We start from the raw sequence: 17,261 nt of genomic DNA, 5'->3' as shown, positions 1-17,261 counted from the left end.
CATGGCTGGACGGAGGGACTGCCTATTGTCCTGTTGGACCTCACAGCGCCTCGATCCCGGCTTTCAGTGCATTGAGGAAAGCGATGACGGGGCCTCCGTCGATCGCGCGGTGGTCGAAGGTCAGTGAAAAACAGACCATCGGCTTCACCGCCACAGTCCATTCACCGTCTACCATCGCTGCGCGAGGCGAGTGAACGATGCCGCCCACGCCCAGCAGCGCAACTTGCGGAACATTCAGCAAGGCTTCGGCGCGCATGACAGGTCCGACAGAGCCGGGATTGGAGATCGTAAACGTTCCACCTTCCAGATCCGCTTGCCTGACCGATCCGGTACGGACGCTCTCCGCCAATGCGGCGATTGCCTGAGTGAGCGCCATCGGGTCTTGCTGTTCCGCGTTACGGATCACCGGCACTATCAGGCCATCTTCCGCATCGACCGCGATCCCCAGATTGACCGTTGGCCAAAGCGACAGTTCCTGCTCGCCCCAAGTCGCATTTAACTTTGGATGTTTGAGAATGGTTGTCGCAGTGACATGGGCGATATAGCCCAGAATGGAAGGCGTGGGTTGCCCCGCCTCTTTCAGGGCGGCGCGCCTTGCGAACAGCGCCGAAAGATCGATCTGCATATCCGCCGTCAACGAAGGCACCGCCGCCGCTTTCGTCAGCGTTTGGGCAATGGCCTTTCGCCGCATCGAGTGCAGCGCGAGCGTCGGCCGATCGCCGCCGCCTGCGGCAAGAACGTCGTCCTGCGTGACTTTGCCGCCGGGCCCGGTTCCGGTCACGGCCGACAGGTCAACGCCATGATCCTTTGCAAGTTTGCGAACCAGCGGGCTTATCCGTCCCGCAATGCCTTTCATGTCAGTCGGGTCGGCCGTTGCGGTCGTGGACGCAACGGCCTGTTCCGCAACTGTGGCCGGGCCAGCCTCATCAATTGCCGCCAGCGCCTCCGCGATCGCGGTCGGTGACGTGCCGGGCGGAACCCAGAGGCCAACCTTGTCGCCAATCTTCATCTCGTCGTCTGTCCGACCGATCTGTCGGGCGAGTATCCCGGCCTCGACCGCTTCGACTTCCGTTGCGGTCTTGTCCGTCTCCACCTCGTAGAGGATATCGCCTTCTTTGAAACTGTCGCCTTCCGAAATTCGCCATTCAAGGATCTTGGCATTCTCTACCGAGCCCATTTGCGGAATGTTGAGGGTGTGTAGAATGGACATTGGCATTTCCTCAAAGGCTCGTCAGGTCCCGTGCCATCTGTGCGATGGCATCGATGGACGGGATCGAAAGGGCTTCTAGATCACTGTGCTGGGGCAACGGAAAATCCTTCGCGCCAAGGCGCAGGATTGGTGCTTCCAGATCGAAAAATGCGGTTTCCTGTATCTGCGCCGCGATTTCCGCGCCGGGGCCAGCGGTCTTGGCCGCTTCATGGACGACCATTGCACGATGCGTCTTGCGCACCGATCCGAGCACGCAGTCCCAGTCCAGTGGCACAAGGCTGCGAAGATCGATCACCTCGACATCGATGCCGTCGGCGGCGAGCTGATCGGCCGCAGCAAGTGAGCGAGATACCATCGACCCATAGGTTATCAGCGTCATGCTGTCGCCTTGGCGGCGGATCGCGGCCTTGCCGATCGGAACGATGAATTCAGGGTCGAGCGGGACAGATCCCTTGCTCCACCCCAGGCTCTGGACACTGTGAAACAATACGGGGTTGGGTTCGCGCAGCGCCGCTTTCATAAGCCCCTTTGCATCTTCCGGCGTCGAAGGTACGACCACCTTCAATCCCGGAAAATGCATCCCCAAGACTTCGGTGCAGCTTGAGTGTTCCGGTCCAGCGCCGCCCATCGCTCCGATCGGGAAAATGATGACGGCAGTCATCGGCACATTCAGGCCGTGCATATAGCGCCATTTGGCCAGCTTATGATAAATTTCATCGCCAGCAATCAGGGCGAAGTCGCCAAAGCCCATATTGATGACGGGCTTCATTCCCGCAATCGCCGCCCCGGTGGCGAGGCCCGCCTCGAACGCTTCGGAAATATTGCTATCCAGAACCCGGTCGACGCCGAACTCGTCGATCAGCCCCTTTTCCGTGCCGAACCATCCGCCCGTGGCGACACCTTGCCCCAGTACGAATATGCTGTCGTCGGCGCGCATTTCTTCAACCAGGGCAAGGCCCATCGCCGCATTATAGCCCATCGTTTCAGTCGACATAATAAAGATCCCGTTCGATAACCGACATGTCGGGGTCGGGCGCAGCCTTTGCCTCCCGATAGGCTGCATCCACGATGGCTTCCGCCCCCTCGATCAGCCGTGCAGCGGCATTTCCCGAAAGCCGCGCGGCCAGAACGTCCAGCGGATCGCGATAATCGTCGAATTCGCTGTCGCTGCGATAATTTTGGGGATCGCCCGCATAATGCCCGCGACGGCGCGTGACCTTGGCTTCGATCAGCGTCGGCCCGTCGCCCCGGCGCGCGCGATCGACCGCTTCACAGGTCGCCGCATAGACTTCGATCGCATCCTGGCCGTCGACGATGACACTGGGAATATGATAGCCCGCCGCGTAGTCAGCGATGTCCGTCGTCGGGTTGACCGATCCCAGACGCGTACCAACCAGCAGGCCATTATTCTCGCAGAAATAGATCAGCGGCAATTTCCATGCAGCAGCGTGGACCATGGTTTCGTGAAACGTGCCCCTTGCGGACGTGCCGTCGCCGAAATTTGCCAGCGAGACCCGCCCGTCCTTTCGGATCTTGGACGCAAGCGCTGACCCGCCAGCCAAAGGATAGACGCTGCCCAGCGTCGCGCCTTCGCCCATTACGCCGATCGAATAGTCGGCCCAATGAGGAACACCGCCACCTTTGCCGCGTGTCGCGCCCGACATCTTGCCGAGCAGGTCGCCAAGGATGGGGCCGGGCGCCATCCCCTTGCCAATCGCCCAGGCAGCGCCGCGTCCCTGATACCAAAGATAATCCGATGTCGCGAGAGCGGCGGACGCGCCGATAGGCGCAGCCTCCTGTCCTTCGCCCGGATGCCACCAGCCGGAGAATTTATGATCCCGCGTGTGGCGCAGCATTAACCGTTCGATCGCGCGCGATACCGCCATGCGCGAGAACATCGTCTCGACGAGTTCTGAATTTGGCTCCGACATTGGCCCTCTTCCCATTTGGTTGTTTGCGGCAAGACGCGCGTGCGTTATCCCGCCGTCTGCGCCCCATCGACGGGCATGGCGATACCGCTGACGCTCCGCGCGTCGTCCGATCCCAGAAAGGCGATAGCAGCGGCGACTTCCTCGGCGTCGATCATGTCGCCCATCTTCGATGCATTGCGCGTCAGCAGGCTGACATCGACATCATCTGGCCAGACGAGTTCCCCGGTCATCGCCGTTTTCACGCCGGTCGGACAGATGGCATTAACGCGAACGCCAGTGCTTGCGAATTCGACTGCCAACGACTTGGTGATGCCGATCACGCCATGCTTGGTGGCGCAGTAGGCTGTGGTGTAGGCGATGCCGACGAGGCCCGCCGCCGAACTGATGTTGACGATATTGCCCTTCGCGGCGATCAGGTGGGGCATCGCCGCCTGGCAGAGGTAAAATATGCTGCTCAGATTGACGCGTACCATCCGCTCCCAGCGGCTGTCGTCGAAACGGGCGAGCGGCGCCCAGTCCATGATGCCCGCGATGTTGCACAGCATGTCAATGCGGCCCGCCGCCTTTGCTGCGTCAGCGATGAAGGCGCGGCAGGAATCGGGATCGCCCGCATCGAACCCGATCACCACTGGCGTGGTCAGGGTATCGAGCGTGTCAGCGACGGCCTTTGCGCCCGCTTCGTTGAGATCACCAAGCACAAGTATCGCGCCTTCTGATGCCATCCGCCGGGCGGTGGCACGGCCGATGCCCGATGCGGCACCGGTTACGATGACGACCTTGTCTTTATATCGCATGAGCTCCGCTCCTGTTCAGTTCGCTCGCGTGGGCGTTATCGCGCGCAGATCGCGTCCATGATCGGTCAGCGTGCCGATGAGATCATTGCCCATATGGCGTTCGATGAAGCGCCACTGGCCATCTACCTTTGCCACGGTGTCGCGGTAATCTCCGCCAATGACGGGCTGGAGCGGCAGCGTGTCGGTTTGCTGGAAGACCATCACATAGGATGAGACGACGGCCGTGCCCTCGTCCTTCGGCCTAATGATGACATTGCTTATGAAATGGCGCGTCCGTGGCGTTCCGTCCGAATAGGTAATGACCCAGTCGCGGAACGAGGCCGCCATCGCGGCAGGATCGCGGTCGGCCATCAGCATCCCCGCGCTGTAAACGACAGCATGTTCAAAAAGGCGCCCGACCGCGTCGAAATCGCCCCCGTCGAGCAGCATGGGGTAGGTGAAAATGAGATTCTGTATCTCGAAATAGTCCTCGCCGGTCATTTTAATTCCTTTTGCGGTCTTTTGCCGCGCCATCGAGATTACTGGTGGCTCTGGCGATCATCCACCTTCATTTGGGGTAAGTCGCCCAAACTGGTGGACTGCGCGCGCGATTACGCCAGTTCGAAATCCTCCATCCGTGGTGCGGCCATCGATTTGGCGAAATGGTCGTAGCTCCATGGCCATGTCTGGGGCACGCCCTGCGCGTCTAGATACCAGCTCGTGCACCCCGAGCCGAAAATCGTCCGCTTCGCGGCCGCGATACGGCGCTCCTCATAATCAGCCATGGCTTCGGGCTTTGCAGCGATCGCGGAACAGGTTCCGTCGCGCAAAAGATCGAGGAGTTGGTCGATATAGTCCCATTGCCGCTCAGCGATGTCGATCAGCGAAAAATTGCCCACTGGTGCGGTGGGGCCGTTGAGCAGGAACAGGTTGGGGAAATCAGGCACGGTGATTGCGTAATAAGCGGTCGGGCGCAGCGCCCAGGCTTCATCGAGGTTATTACCGCCTCGTCCGATTACCTTAATGGGGCGCACGAAACGATCGGTCTTGAAGCCTGTTGCCAATACCAACACGTCCAGTTCGTGCAGCGTGCCATCTTTCATGCGGACGCCTGTGACCTCGACCCGTTCGATTGCCCCCGTCTCAACGATCACACCGGGACGTTGCACCGCCTCATAATAGTCGGGCGAATAGATCAGCCGCTTGCAGGCAGCGCGATAATCAGGCCGGAGTTTTTCGCGGAGGACCGGGTCCTGAATATTGTCCTCCAGATTACGGAGGACCACGCCTTCTATTTCCGCCATTTCGGGCGAATCCACCTCGATGATCGCCTTGTTGAACCGCCGGATGCCGGCCCAATATTCCTCGCCGAAGCGGATCGCGTCGATCCGGGACACATCCGAACGAAAGGCGTGGCGGTCGGTTTCCGAATAGATGAAGTTCTGGACCGGCATGATCCATTGTGGCGACCGCTGGAAATGGACAAGCGTGCTGGCGCGGGTCGACAGGGCCGAGACGATCTGGACGCCGGTCGAACCATTGCCAATCACGCCGATGCGTCGGCCGTCGAGCGCTACGCTGTCGTCCCAGCGTGCGCTGTGAAAGCTATTGCCCCCGAAGTCCTCCAGGCCGGGAATGGTCGGGATATTGGGGTGATGCAACACGCCGGTCGCGGCAATGATGACATCGACGATGTCTTTGCAGCCATCGGATGTCTCGATATGCCAGCGGCCATCGACGTAGCGGCAGTCCGTCACTTCCGAATTGAAGCGGATGCGGTCACGGAGCCGATAATCGTCCGCGACCCGTTCGAAATAATGCTGAATCTCCGGACCGGGGGAGAAAAAATGCGTCCATTCCGGGTTGGGCGCGAAACTATAGGTATAGGCATGGGCGGGAACGTCGCAGGTCAGGCCCGGATAACGGTTTTCCCGCCATGTGCCACCGACGGTGTCGCCTTTTTCGTAGATGGTGAAATCTGCATCACCCTTCTGGTCCAGCCGAATCCCGGCTAGCAGTCCGGCCATGCCCGCGCCAATTATCGCAAACCGTAATCTGCGGTGGCCGGTTTCCATTTCCTGTTTAGCCATGAGTCGGTACGCTTTCGATCTGGTCTTGGTGGTTCTGTGGCATGGGCGTTCAGGCGACCCATTCGGGCGGACTGTTCAACTCGGACAGCCGTCGTTCCTTGAGCGCACTAAGGTATAGCGCGATCGCATCGCCGGTATTTTCGATGAGATCGATATGGTCCGTCGCGATGGCTTCATCGAAATGGTCGCGCACCTCTTCGATGGTCAGGTCGCCACCGGCATAACCTTTTGAAAAGCCGGTCACGATTTTGGCGAAACGGCCAGAGGATGCAGCGATCGACTGGCCGGTGCATGTTGCATCGCGATGGACCAGCCAGGCGACCACTGACGCCACGCGTTCGGGTGTGGCGGCCTTTTCCATCCAGTCGCGAATGTCGCTGTCGGGAAGATGCATGGCGACCAGTCGGGTAAAGGCGGCTGGCGAGATCGCATTGCACGTAATCCCGTGCGGCGCGCCCTCCATGGCCAACGCCCGCACGAACCCCATCATCGCCATCTTTGCCACCGGGTAGCCGATTCCGGCGCCTCCACCCATCCCGAACATCGAATCCGACAATGTGCAGACGATGCGCCCGTACTGTTGACGCAGCATCGCTGGCCATGCGGCGTGTACGAGATGGAAGGGGGCATAGGCATGGATCTGCATCTGATGGTCGAACTGCGCCAACTCCATCTCAGCGAAGGATTGTGTCACGTCTGGCGCAATGCTGCCGGCGTTGTTGATGACGATATCGACCCGGCCCCAACGATCGAGTGCAAGCGCGACAAGGCGTTGCGCGGTCGAGGGGTCCGTCACGTCGCCAGCATCGGCGATTGCTTCCCCGCCCAGCGCCATGATGTCGCCGACCACGGCCTCGGCCAGGTCCGACGATTTTCCACCACCTGTAGTCGATCCGCCCAGATCGTTGACGATGACCTTTGCGCCACGCGCAGCCAGTATCCGGGCATAGCTTCTGCCCAAACCCCGCCCCGCACCGGTGACGATGGCGACCTGGCCGTCATAGCGTAGCTGTTCCAAACATCTTCTCCTTGAGCGGATGTCGTGCGGCGCATCCGATCTCCATTGGCTGATCCAAAAGGCGGCGTCGCTCCACCCCCAAATTGACTAGACCGTGATTTACAGCGCCTCCTCTGTTTGGATGAGGCACCGGCTTTTCCAACGGAGCATGTTGCCGGAACAGAACTGGCGATATGACCAGCATAGGATGAGGATCGGGCGGTTTCATGATGTTCAAAAACAGGTCCGCGTTGATCACGGGCGGCGGTTCGGGAATCGGCGCCGCCGCGGCCATGCGTCTTGCCGAGGAAGGTTGCCGCGTTGCGATCGTTGATATCCGGGCAGGCGAAGGGCAGCGCATCGTTGATTTGATCACGAAGCGCGGCGGCCATGCTATCGCCATCGCGGGCGATGTGTCCTGCGAAGCCGATACTGTCCGCTTTTTCGACGAAGCCGAAACGGCGCTTGATGGGTTGGACATGGCTTTTCTCAACGCTGGGGCGTTGCAGGACTATGGTCCCTTCGACACGATCACGGTCGACCAGTTCGACCGGATGATTGCAATCAATCTGCGCGGGCCTTTCCTGGGTCTGCGACAGGCGCAGCGGCGACTGCGCCCCGGCGGCGCGGCGGTTGTAACGGCCTCTGCAGCCGCGTTGCTCGGCTTTTCCGATGCCGTGGGGTATACTGCCGCCAAGCATGGCGTCGTCGGCCTAGTCCGCGCCGCAGCGCGTGAATTTGCCGCGCGCGGCCTGCGGGTCAATGCGATTTGTCCCGGCCCGGTGCAGACGCCAATGGTAGGCGCACCTCCACAGGATGAGCTTCTGCCGCCCGAAAATATCACACCGCCGACCTACCGTGGTGAACTGACGCCGCAGATGGTGGCGGAAGTCGCGCTGTTCCTGATGGGACCGGCATCGGCGGCAATCAACGGGCAGGCGCAGCTTGTCGACGCAGCGCTGCTGTCCGCCTTTCCGACCGCCCCAGACGCCAACTGAACAAAGGACCAACCATGCTCGACACCGCCTTCGATCAGAAAACCGGCTTTGATCCGGCCAATGTCGTGAGTTCCGACAAGGTCACGATCGAGGCGCCTGCCGGAATAGTGTGGGAGATTCTGGTCGATCTGGACCGTTATGGGGAATGGAACCCCTTTTGCGTGAAGGCGGCATCCACGCTCGAAATCGGCGCGCCGGTCCATATGAGCCTTGTCAACTATCCCAATCCCGGCGCGCTGCTGGTGAATTGCGAATATGTCTGCGCGTTTGAGCCAGAGCGGCGACTGGCGTGGGAGGCGCCCTGGCACGAGGCATGGCCCTATGCCGCACGTCGCGACCAGATGATCGAGCCTGTTGAGGGAGGAAATTGCCGATATTGGTCGACCGACGCGTTTCTGGGTGAAAACGGCGTTCATGTGATGCGCTTTTGCGGTCCGTGGGTGAAACGGGCCTTCGACGATACCGCCCGTGCGCTCAAGGCCCGTGCCGAGGCTTTCCATGCCGAGCGGCGAGCTGGCTCACAATGACCGCGAGCACGGGTCAGACGATGCAGCCGCAGCGATTTGATAGTGAAGCAGCCTTCTTGCCGACAGGGGGCAGGCCATCCCGCTTTCTGGGGTGGCGCATGGTGTGGATCGCCGCGTTGACGCAGAATGTTGCGGTCGGATTAACCTTCGGGTCTTTCGGTACGCTCGTCCTTGCCATCGAGCAGCGTTTTGCGACGACGCGAACGCTTTCAACGCTGGCCATTTCGCTGACCATTCTGGTCCTATCGCTCGGTGCGCCGATGATCGGCATGCTCCTTGTGCGTATGTCGATCCGCCGCATGATGACGATCGGCGCATTGCTTGCCGCTAGCGGCTATGTGCTGCTGCCGTTGTCTACGGGCATCGGTATGTTCCTTGCGTTGTTCGGTCTGCTCGTGTCGCCCGGAGTCTTGTTGCTGGGCGTGATGCCGTCCAACATCCTGACAAGCAACTGGTTCATTCGAGGACAGGGCCGTGCACTGGGCTTCGTCACCATGCCGGTGTTCGTGATGATCGTGCCAATGATCAGTTCATGGGCACTCCAGCGGTTCGGACTTGATGCCGTGCTCATCGGGCTTGGTCTTGCCCATCTCATCGTCCTGCCAGTCATGCCGTTGGTGATCGATCGGCCCGAACAGGTTGGCCAGGTTCCGCTCGGTCATGACGAAGCCAACAATCCGGTCGAGGCGCGGTCATTGCTATCCGCGCGGGATATGCTGTCCCGACCGGTGACCTGGTTCGTCACCGCCGCCATCGGCATCGCCGTTGGGGGTGGCATCCTGAAAGCCGCTCATCTGGTGCCACTCGTCATGGGACAGGGTTGGCCGCTGGAAGAAGCATCCTTCTTGTTCGCCATTTCCGGCGGTACAGGCATATTGGGCGCGATTGTGTTCGGTTGGCTTGCCGACAGGCTCGGGCCGGGGCAAGCTCTGGCGCTCAACTGCCTTGTCCAGGGCATCGTCTGGTTCATCTTCCTCCAGCCGGTCGGCTATTCGCTGCTGGTGCTGGATGCGATTATAGTGGGTGCGTGCGGTGGCGGGATTGCGGCAGCGCAGGGCGTGCTGCTGACCCGGCTCTTCGGCATCCGTAATTTTGCCCGCGCAATGGGCCTTGTGACACTGTTCACCGTCCCGTTCACCTTCGGTATTTCACCGCTGGCGAGCGCGCTGTTCGACGCCACCGGCAGTTACTGGACGCCGATCATGCTGCAAATCGCCGGCTTCGGCCTGGCCGCCTGTATTTTCCTGTTGGTCGAGCGTCGCGCGCGCCGCGCGGCTGACTGACATTGTTTCAAGACATATGGAGATGAACATGATTCTTAAGGACAAGGTGGTGATCGTTTCGGGCATTGGTCCGGGGCTGGGGCAGGAACTATCCTCTCTGGTGGCGGCCGAAGGCGGCCATGTCGTGATGGCCGCGCGCACTTCTGCAAAGCTGGACGCAGCCGAAGCGCTGATCCGAGAAGCGGGGCATGATGTCGAGGTACTTAAAGTTCCAACCGACATTTCCCGGCGCGAGGATGTCGCACGGCTGGTCGCCGCTACCAAAGAGCGTTTCGGACGTATCGATGGCCTGATCAACAGCGCCTATATTCCCGGCGCCTTCACCGATGTCGTGGATGCTGATTTCGACGAGTGGCGACGCACCTTCGACGTCAACCTGTTCGGAACACTGGACCTTTGCCAGTCAGTCATACGGGAGATGCGCGAGACAGGGGGCGGATCGATAGTCAATGTAAACACACAGGTGACGCGCAAGCCGTGGGTGCAGCAGGCCGCCTATGCCACGTCCAAAGCCGCAATGGCGATGGCGACGATGCAGATGGCGACCGAAGTCGGGCAGTGGAACATCCGGGTCAATTCGACCTTCATGGGGTGGATGTGGGGTCATTCGGTCGAGCAGGCGTTCGACCATATGGCGAAGGAAAGCGGCCAGTCGGTGGCGGAACTGAAGGCAGCACAGGAAGCGAACATCGCGCTGCGCCGAATGCCGACCGATCGCGAGTGCGCACGGCCGATCATCATGCTGCTGTCGGATTATTGTTCGGTAGTCACAGGCGCAAGCCTCGACATCAATGGTGGCGAGTTCATGCCAGGGTGAGGAACAGGACCGTTATGCATTCATCTGCCGAACCACGCGTGATGCGCGCCGCCGATTTCGTGGAGCCGGGCACGGTCGATGCACGGCGCGATGCATCGATCCCTGCGCCTGCCACCGGCGAGGTCATAGTAGCGGTCGCGGCCTGCGGAATCTGCGGGTCCGACCTGCACATGTTCCGTAACGGCGCCTATCGCGACCAACTCGTCCGATCGACACCGGAGGGATATCATGTCCCCGGCCATGAGTTTGCGGGCACCATCGCCGCCCTGGGCGGAGGTGTGACGGGCTGGTCGATCGGCGACCGGGTCGTCGGCGTTACCGGCATGGGTGGCGGCATGGCCGACTTTGTCGCGGTGCCGGTCAATCCATACCAGCTTGTGCGCGTACCGGACGCGGTTGGCTTCATCGAAGCGGCAACCACGGAGCCAATGGCAGATGCGCTCCAGATGGTGCGCAAGGCGGCAATTCGAAGCCGAGAGAATGTCGTCATATTCGGCGTTGGCATCATCGGGCTGGGCGTCATCCAGGCGATTCGCGCCAGGGGCATAGAGACCGGCTCATTGATCGCGGTGGATGTGCATGCTGCGCGGCTTGAAGCGGCCGTGGCAGTCGGCGCGACCGCGGCGATCAACGCGCGCGATGGTGATGTGTTCGATCAGATTGCCGCTCTCACTGGTATTGAGGAGGGCTATAACGGCATCTCGGCCCGGATCGGCGTGGTGTTCGATTGCGCCGGATACATCAAGCATATGCCCGGCCCGCCGCCCCTGGAAACGGCGCTGAGGTTGATCGCACTGGATGGCGGGCGGATCGTATGTTTCGGCGGCTATGAGGATCGCATGACGATCGACTTCGGTCCGGTGATCCAGAAGCAGCCGACGATCATGGGATCGAACGGGTATGCGCCGGAAGAACTGGTCGAGGCGCTGGCGATGATGGCCGAGGGACGAGTCGATCGGGGGGGGCTGGTCTCCCATCAATTCCCGATCGACCAGGCGGCAGCGGCATTTGCCGCGCAATGCGCGCCGGAAGCCCTGAAAGTGATGCTGACGATGGAGAAGTCATGAGCGCGATGAACGGATTTGATGAAGAGGTCGATATCCTGATCGTGGGATCAGGGGCCGGTGCGCTGACGGCTGCGATCGTGGCTGCGGATAACCATGCGACGGTCGCCATCGTTGAAAAAAGCGACCAGTTCGGTGGTACGTCCGCCACATCGGGCGGCGTGATCTGGATTCCTGCGAGCCACCTGGCGAAAGCCGCCGGCGCGAACGACAGCCCCGAAGAAGCCGCGCGCTACATCACCGCGCTTGCCGGTGATGAAGTCGACGCGGATCAGATCACGGCCTTTGTCGACAATGCCCCGGCAATGCTGGCCTACCTCGAACGCGAGACGCAGGTGCGCTACGCTTCGATCCCTTACACCGATTATCACGCCGAACTTCCAGGTGGCAAAATGGGGTGGCGCAGCCATGATCCACAACCGATCGATGGCCGCGCGCTGGGCGATGATCTTGATCGCTTGCGGCCGACGCATCCCGCTGGGCTGTTGTTCGGCCGGATAAGCTGGACCGCCGCCGAGGCCGCGCCGCTGATCACGCGGATGCCCGGTTGGCAAAAGATGCTGACGAAGGCCTTGTGGCGCCATTATACCGATTTCGGCCAGCGCCTGCGATCGAAGCGCAGCCGCTTCCTGACCTCTGGCAACGCGCTGCTCGCCCGGCTGAAATTGTCGCTCGACACGCGCAAGGTGGATATTCGCTATCGCCATGCACTCCTGTCCCTGATCCAGCGCGACGGCCGCGTCGAGGGCGCGGTGGTGCAAACGGACGCGGGCGAGCGGCGTATCCGCGCGCGCAAGGGCGTGATCCTGGCCGCCGGTGGGTTCGAACGTGATGCACAAATGCGGGCACGCTATCTCACCGGCTCGCCCAACCCCGACTGGTCGGGCAGCCAGAGCGGTAATACCGGCGACGCGATCCGCGCGGCGGAGGCCGTTGGCGCGGTCACGACACGGATGGATTCGGCGTGGTGGGCGCCCACGATCAAGGTTCCGGGCGAAGATCGCGCCCGGCCGCTCTTCTTCGAACGCTCCCTGCCTGGATCAATGATCGTCGACCGTTCCGGCAAGCGATTCCTCAACGAAGCTGCCTCCTATCACAAGGCTGGCGAAGCGATGCGCGCTGCAGGCGGGGGGCAGGCCTGGATCCTGCTCGATGCACGGTTCCGCTGGCGCTATCCGATGGGGCCGTTGATGCCGATGATACCGGACTGGATGCATTCATCCGCTGTCCGCGCACTCATGCGCAAGGCGGACACCATCGCGGAACTGGCAAGGAAGATCGGTGTCGACCCGACCGTGCTGGAAACGACCGTCATCCGCTACAACGAAAATGCGCGGGTTGGGCAGGACCCTGATTTCGGCCGTGGGCAGCAGCCCTATGACCGCTATTATGGCGATCAGAAGGTGAAGCCCAATCCCAATCTCCTGCCGCTCGAAAAAGCGCCTTTCTACGCGCTGCCAATCAATGCGGGCGATATCGGCACCAGCGGCGGCCTTGCCACCGATGCCAGCGCGCGCGTGCTTGATGCAGCGGGCCAGCCCGTTGCCGGACTCTATGCGGTCGGTAACAGCGCCGCTTCGGTGATGGGCCGATCCTATCCCGGTGCGGGATCGACGATCGGCCCGGCGATGACCTTCGCCTACATCGCCGCCCGCGATGCAACGGGCGCAAATTGAGAAGCGCTATTCGATGACGGCCGGATGGAAGGGACGTGGCTCGCCAAGCATCGCTGCGAAGGAGGCGGGTTCACGGCCATCGATATCGGTAAGGTCATAACGCATGGCGAGATCCGCAGTGTAAAAGGCCTTGCCCGATAGCGCCATCCGGTCCCGATCACGCGCAACCGCATCGATCACCAGCCCTTGCAATTGGGGCGTTTCGGCGGCGTCATACATCTGGCCATAGACTTCGGGCCGTTCTTTTCGCCCCAGTTCCAGCCGTTCGGTCCGCATCGGTCCCGGCCAGATCGACAATGTGGCGACGCCGAACGGGCGGAAGTCGTGCGCCATGTCGAACATCATCTTGTCGAGGCCCGCCTTTTGCGCGCCATAGCCCGGACCATGCATGTAGCAATGCGCGCCCGGTGACGAGACCGCGACGACCAGCCCGGCCTGCGCCTTTAGCAGCAACGGAGCGGCCGCGCGTGTCGCGATATAGGCGGAACGCAGTCCGACATCTAGAATATCGGCCAGATCGCCGGACTTCTCCCAGAAAGGTCCCGGCTTTACCAGATCGTCGGAAAGCGCGGTGGCGCTGTGGACGAGAATGTCGATATGGCCCGCCTCATCCGCGACGCGCGAAAAAAAGGCTTCCACCGCCGCATCATCGCGATGATCGAGTGCGACCGCGACACCTTGTCCGCCCGCCTCATCTACGGCGCGCGCGGTGGCACCGATCGTGCCGGGGAGCGGCAGCCCCTCGTCGCTCAGCGAACGACCGGTAACATAGACCATAGCGCCCGTGCCCCCCAGTGCGATCGCGATCCCCTTGCCCGCGCCTCGGCTCGCGCCTGTGACGACCACGATTTTATTACTGGTCATTGCCTCTCTCCTATCTCGCCCGTCATTATCTTACGCCGCGTCCCGGTCCTCCCCCCAAATCAAGTAATCGCGACTTTCGAAAATCGGTTAGCGCCAGGCAAAAGGAGAGGATCGATGACCAGTACCGCCAACCGTGATTTGTTCGTTCGGATGCTGACGGCGCTTGGCATCAAGGATTTCGATACGTTCGAATCCTGCCTTGCCGACGACATACAGCTCGAATGGCCCTTTCCCGTTATGGAGGGATTTCCGCTCGAACACCGTGGTGCGCGCTGGTTTCGCGATGCGTTGGAAGCGAGCTGGCGCGATTTTGATCCTTACGCCTATCGCATTGAGGTCATCCACGATCTGGCCGCCGAGGATCGGCTGATTGCCGAATATAGCTCGCACAGCCGCTATATTCCGACGGGCGAACCCTATTCCAACCGATATGTCAGCATTCTTGATTTCGCCGAAGGCCGGATCACGCGCTGGCGCGAATATGTGAACCCTCAGGTCGTGTCGCAGGTGCTCGGTGAGAATGCCGGGTGGAGCGAAACGGGCGGCGCACGCACGGCCTAGTCTATTTCGAGGTATCGGCGGCCGGATCGAAGGTCACAAATAGCGGTCAAAAGTCGGATTGGAGAGCGAAGATGGCACAAACCGCAGACTATGGGTTGGGCGAATATACATTCCCCCGCGGCTGGTTCATGGTTGCCGAAGGGAGCGAAGTCTCGGCAACCCCAAGCACGATCCACTATTTCGGCCGGGACTTCGTCCTGTATCGCGGCGAAAGTGGTACGGCGCACATGGTCGATGCCTATTGTCCTCATCTTGGCGCGCACCTGGCCAAGAACACGACCTCGTACATCGTGCGCGATGGACAGCAGGTGGAGGGCGAATCGATCCGCTGCCCTTATCATGGATGGCGTTTCGGCCCGGATGGTGCGTGCGACGACATCCCCTATTCAAAGTTCGTCCCTAAAGCTGCCTGCCTGCCGACCCACCGGATCATCGAGCGCGCGGGCATCATCTGGTACTGGCACGACCCAGAAGGCCAGGAGCCGGATATCGAATTGCCCCCCTTTGCGGAATGGGACGATCCAAGCTGGGTGCGCTGGCGGGTCGATCATCTGGGCATCATCCCCTGCCATCCGCAGGAGATACTCGACAATATGGCGGACGCCGCGCACATGGTTCCGGTCCACGGATCGACCGACTGCGCCTATTTCGAAAACGCCTTTAATGGGCCGATCCTTCACCAGACGTTCGGCGCGGGCCACCGTACGCTGGTCAGCAGCGATGCAGTGCTGGAAACCGACACATGGTATACCGGGCCTGCAATCCTTCAGGCGCGACTGACCGGGGCGTACCCCTCGCTGATGCTGATCTGCCATACGCCAGTCGAGGATGGCGTGGTAATGGTTTGGCATGCACTGATGTCGAAGGCTGCCAACACGCCGCCAACGCAGGACGACATCGCAATCGCATATGGTTATGCCGAGGCGGGACGGCTGGCGCTCGCGCAGGATTTTGAAATCTGGGCCAACAAGCGTCCCTGTTTCAACCCACTCCAAATTCCGGCGGACGGGCCGTTTGGCAAGGTGCGCATCTGGTATCGACAATTTTACAACCCGCGCGCCCGCGCCAGTGAATTTCAGGATCGGGTGGGCGGCAAGATCACGACATATGACACGCGCGGCAGCAGCGCGGCGGCCTGAAAAAGCATTGAGAGGATGACGATGGGCAAGGTACAATTTCCCGCAGGAGCAGCTTTGGTGTTCGGCGGCAGCGGCGGGATCGGTCGCAGTGTGGCGCAATGTTTCGCAGAAGCCGGAACGGACGTGGCGATCGGCTATCATTCGAAGGCAGATGCCGCCGCAATGCTGGCCAGCGCGATTGAGAGCGAGGGGCAGAAGGCATCAACGCATTGTGCCGATGTGCGCGATCGTGAACAGGTCGAGGCGGCGTTCGCAGCGGCGGTCGCAGCGCACGGACGCATCCACACGGTAGTCTGGGGCGCCGGACCACTGGTCGATCAGGTCATGCTGGGCGATACCACCCACGAACAATGGCGTCGCGCGATCGACATAGAGGTCCATGGCTTCTTCAATGCCGTGCAGGCTGCCTTGCCGCATTTTCGAGAACAGGGCGGCGGATCGTTCGTCACGCTGGGATCGGCGGGGCAGATGCGCTGGCCGGAGAAAGACGGTTTGTCTGTCGCGCCCAAGGCGAGCAATGAATCGCTCGTCCGCGGCATTGCGCGGGAAGAGGGACGGCACGGCATCCGTGCGAACAGCGTGCTCGTCGGCGTGATTGAGGCCGGTATGTTCCTGGAACTGACGAAACAGGGCGTGTTCGGTCCCGAATGGGTGGCGGAAGTGCAAAAGGGTCTTGCCCTCAAGCGCTGGGGCCAGCCGGAAGAGATCGGTGAGGCGGCGGTGTTCCTTGCATCCAACCGCGCCGCCTATGTTACCGGGCAGCAGATCAACGTATCGGGTGGCTACGGCCTCTAGGCATGGCATCCTATCCACAACAAGAGGTCGAGGCCGCCATCACCCGCCTGCGCGACGCCTTTGTCGAAGCGGAGGCGCGTAACGACTGGGCATGGATCGCCGACGAACTCTACCATGAGGACTGCCTCTATATCTGTCCCTATGGTGGCGCGATGCCCGTCCGTGCGGAAGGACGCGAGGCGATAAGACGGACCCATTATGGCCGCGACATGGATGTCGGTTCAGGATGGGAGGGCTGGACCTTCCCCATATTGGACTGGGCGATCGCGGATGATCGGATCATCAGTCACTGGGTCAATCGCGGCCCCGGCCGACGAGCGGACGGAGGGTTTTACGAGACCCATGGCGTATCGCTGATCACCTATGGCGGCGGCGGGAAATTTTCATCGCAATATGATCTGTTCGACATCGCCCACCAGATGCGCCTGTGCGATGAGCTGGAGGATGCGGGTCTGCTCAGCCCCACGCTTAAGGCGGAATGGGTCGATCCGATGAAGGACAGGCTCATAACCATGCTGGAACGGCGCTGATCCCCT

The 17,261-nt window shown here is 61.2% G+C and carries 18 protein-coding genes; 10 read left to right on the top strand and 8 right to left on the bottom strand.

What is annotated here, in order from left to right:
• Positions 1–40: 40 nt before the first annotated feature.
• The 7 genes from ACZ5ZH_RS16280 to ACZ5ZH_RS16250 all read right to left on the bottom strand — a co-directional run bounded on the left by ACZ5ZH_RS16280 (position 41) and on the right by ACZ5ZH_RS16250 (position 7,022).
• Positions 41–1,210: a dihydrolipoamide acetyltransferase family protein gene (locus ACZ5ZH_RS16280; RefSeq protein WP_464773025.1), complete on the bottom strand. Its 1,170-nt coding sequence runs from the start codon at positions 1,208–1,210 to the stop codon at positions 41–43.
• A 10-nt stretch (positions 1,211–1,220) separates the two neighbouring features.
• Complete coding sequence (locus ACZ5ZH_RS16275; protein WP_464773024.1) at positions 1,221–2,204, bottom strand: alpha-ketoacid dehydrogenase subunit beta; 984 nt, start codon at positions 2,202–2,204, stop codon at positions 1,221–1,223.
• Positions 2,194–3,141: a thiamine pyrophosphate-dependent dehydrogenase E1 component subunit alpha gene (locus tag ACZ5ZH_RS16270; protein WP_464773023.1), complete on the bottom strand. Its 948-nt coding sequence runs from the start codon at positions 3,139–3,141 to the stop codon at positions 2,194–2,196. The genes ACZ5ZH_RS16275 and ACZ5ZH_RS16270 overlap by 11 nt, the downstream gene beginning before the upstream one ends.
• 44 nt (positions 3,142–3,185) lie before the next feature.
• The gene (locus ACZ5ZH_RS16265; protein WP_464773022.1) at positions 3,186–3,935 is read right to left on the bottom strand and encodes an SDR family NAD(P)-dependent oxidoreductase; all 750 of its coding nucleotides are present in this window, start codon (positions 3,933–3,935) and stop codon (positions 3,186–3,188) included.
• A gap of 15 nt (positions 3,936–3,950) precedes the next feature.
• A complete protein-coding gene (locus tag ACZ5ZH_RS16260; protein ID WP_449469292.1) occupies positions 3,951–4,415 on the bottom strand; it encodes a nuclear transport factor 2 family protein in 465 nt (154 codons plus the stop codon).
• Positions 4,416–4,525: 110 nt separating this feature from the next.
• Positions 4,526–6,004, bottom strand: a complete 1,479-nt coding sequence (locus tag ACZ5ZH_RS16255; protein ID WP_464773021.1) for a flavin-containing monooxygenase — start codon at positions 6,002–6,004, stop codon at positions 4,526–4,528.
• Between the two features lie 49 nt (positions 6,005–6,053).
• Positions 6,054–7,022: an SDR family oxidoreductase gene (locus tag ACZ5ZH_RS16250; RefSeq protein ID WP_449469288.1), complete on the bottom strand. Its 969-nt coding sequence runs from the start codon at positions 7,020–7,022 to the stop codon at positions 6,054–6,056.
• Positions 7,023–7,228: 206 nt separating this feature from the next.
• On the opposite strand from ACZ5ZH_RS16250, the gene ACZ5ZH_RS16245 reads away from it, so the two are divergent.
• The 6 genes from ACZ5ZH_RS16245 to ACZ5ZH_RS16220 are packed head-to-tail and all read left to right on the top strand — an operon-like array spanning position 7,229 to position 13,366.
• Entirely contained in the window at positions 7,229–7,999 is a 771-nt protein-coding gene (locus tag ACZ5ZH_RS16245; protein WP_464773020.1) for an SDR family NAD(P)-dependent oxidoreductase, read from the top strand.
• 14 nt (positions 8,000–8,013) lie between these two features.
• Positions 8,014–8,526 (top strand): SRPBCC domain-containing protein, encoded by a 513-nt coding sequence (locus ACZ5ZH_RS16240; RefSeq protein WP_464773019.1) that lies wholly within the window; start codon positions 8,014–8,016, stop codon positions 8,524–8,526.
• Positions 8,523–9,809, top strand: coding sequence for an MFS transporter (locus ACZ5ZH_RS16235; protein ID WP_464773018.1), 1,287 nt, complete (start codon positions 8,523–8,525; stop codon positions 9,807–9,809). The genes ACZ5ZH_RS16240 and ACZ5ZH_RS16235 overlap by 4 nt, the downstream gene beginning before the upstream one ends.
• A 28-nt stretch (positions 9,810–9,837) precedes the next feature.
• Positions 9,838–10,626, top strand: a complete 789-nt coding sequence (locus ACZ5ZH_RS16230) for an SDR family NAD(P)-dependent oxidoreductase (RefSeq protein WP_464773017.1) — start codon at positions 9,838–9,840, stop codon at positions 10,624–10,626.
• Positions 10,627–10,640: 14 nt separating this feature from the next.
• The gene (locus ACZ5ZH_RS16225; protein WP_464773016.1) at positions 10,641–11,693 is read left to right on the top strand and encodes a zinc-dependent alcohol dehydrogenase; all 1,053 of its coding nucleotides are present in this window, start codon (positions 10,641–10,643) and stop codon (positions 11,691–11,693) included.
• Positions 11,690–13,366, top strand: coding sequence for an FAD-dependent oxidoreductase (locus tag ACZ5ZH_RS16220; protein WP_464773015.1), 1,677 nt, complete (start codon positions 11,690–11,692; stop codon positions 13,364–13,366). Before ACZ5ZH_RS16225 ends, ACZ5ZH_RS16220 begins: the two co-directional genes overlap by 4 nt.
• A gap of 6 nt (positions 13,367–13,372) precedes the next feature.
• Here ACZ5ZH_RS16220 and ACZ5ZH_RS16215 read toward each other — a convergent pair whose 3' ends face one another.
• Complete coding sequence (locus ACZ5ZH_RS16215; RefSeq protein ID WP_464773014.1) at positions 13,373–14,230, bottom strand: SDR family NAD(P)-dependent oxidoreductase; 858 nt, start codon at positions 14,228–14,230, stop codon at positions 13,373–13,375.
• Between the two features lie 114 nt (positions 14,231–14,344).
• Between ACZ5ZH_RS16215 and ACZ5ZH_RS16210 the strand changes: the two genes are divergently transcribed.
• The 4 genes from ACZ5ZH_RS16210 to ACZ5ZH_RS16195 all read left to right on the top strand — a co-directional run bounded on the left by ACZ5ZH_RS16210 (position 14,345) and on the right by ACZ5ZH_RS16195 (position 17,255).
• Positions 14,345–14,791: a nuclear transport factor 2 family protein gene (locus ACZ5ZH_RS16210; RefSeq protein ID WP_464773013.1), complete on the top strand. Its 447-nt coding sequence runs from the start codon at positions 14,345–14,347 to the stop codon at positions 14,789–14,791.
• A 71-nt stretch (positions 14,792–14,862) separates the two neighbouring features.
• Positions 14,863–15,930: a Rieske 2Fe-2S domain-containing protein gene (locus ACZ5ZH_RS16205; protein WP_464773012.1), complete on the top strand. Its 1,068-nt coding sequence runs from the start codon at positions 14,863–14,865 to the stop codon at positions 15,928–15,930.
• 21 nt (positions 15,931–15,951) lie between these two features.
• The gene (locus ACZ5ZH_RS16200) at positions 15,952–16,725 is read left to right on the top strand and encodes an SDR family NAD(P)-dependent oxidoreductase (RefSeq protein WP_464773011.1); all 774 of its coding nucleotides are present in this window, start codon (positions 15,952–15,954) and stop codon (positions 16,723–16,725) included.
• A 2-nt stretch (positions 16,726–16,727) separates the two neighbouring features.
• Positions 16,728–17,255, top strand: coding sequence for a nuclear transport factor 2 family protein (locus ACZ5ZH_RS16195; RefSeq protein WP_464773010.1), 528 nt, complete (start codon positions 16,728–16,730; stop codon positions 17,253–17,255).
• Positions 17,256–17,261: the final 6 nt, after the last annotated feature.

Source organism: Sphingobium sp. TomMM7A, assembly GCF_055397305.1.
The sequence above is the reverse complement of the archived record's forward strand: the minus strand, read 5'-3'. Positions and strand labels throughout refer to the sequence as shown.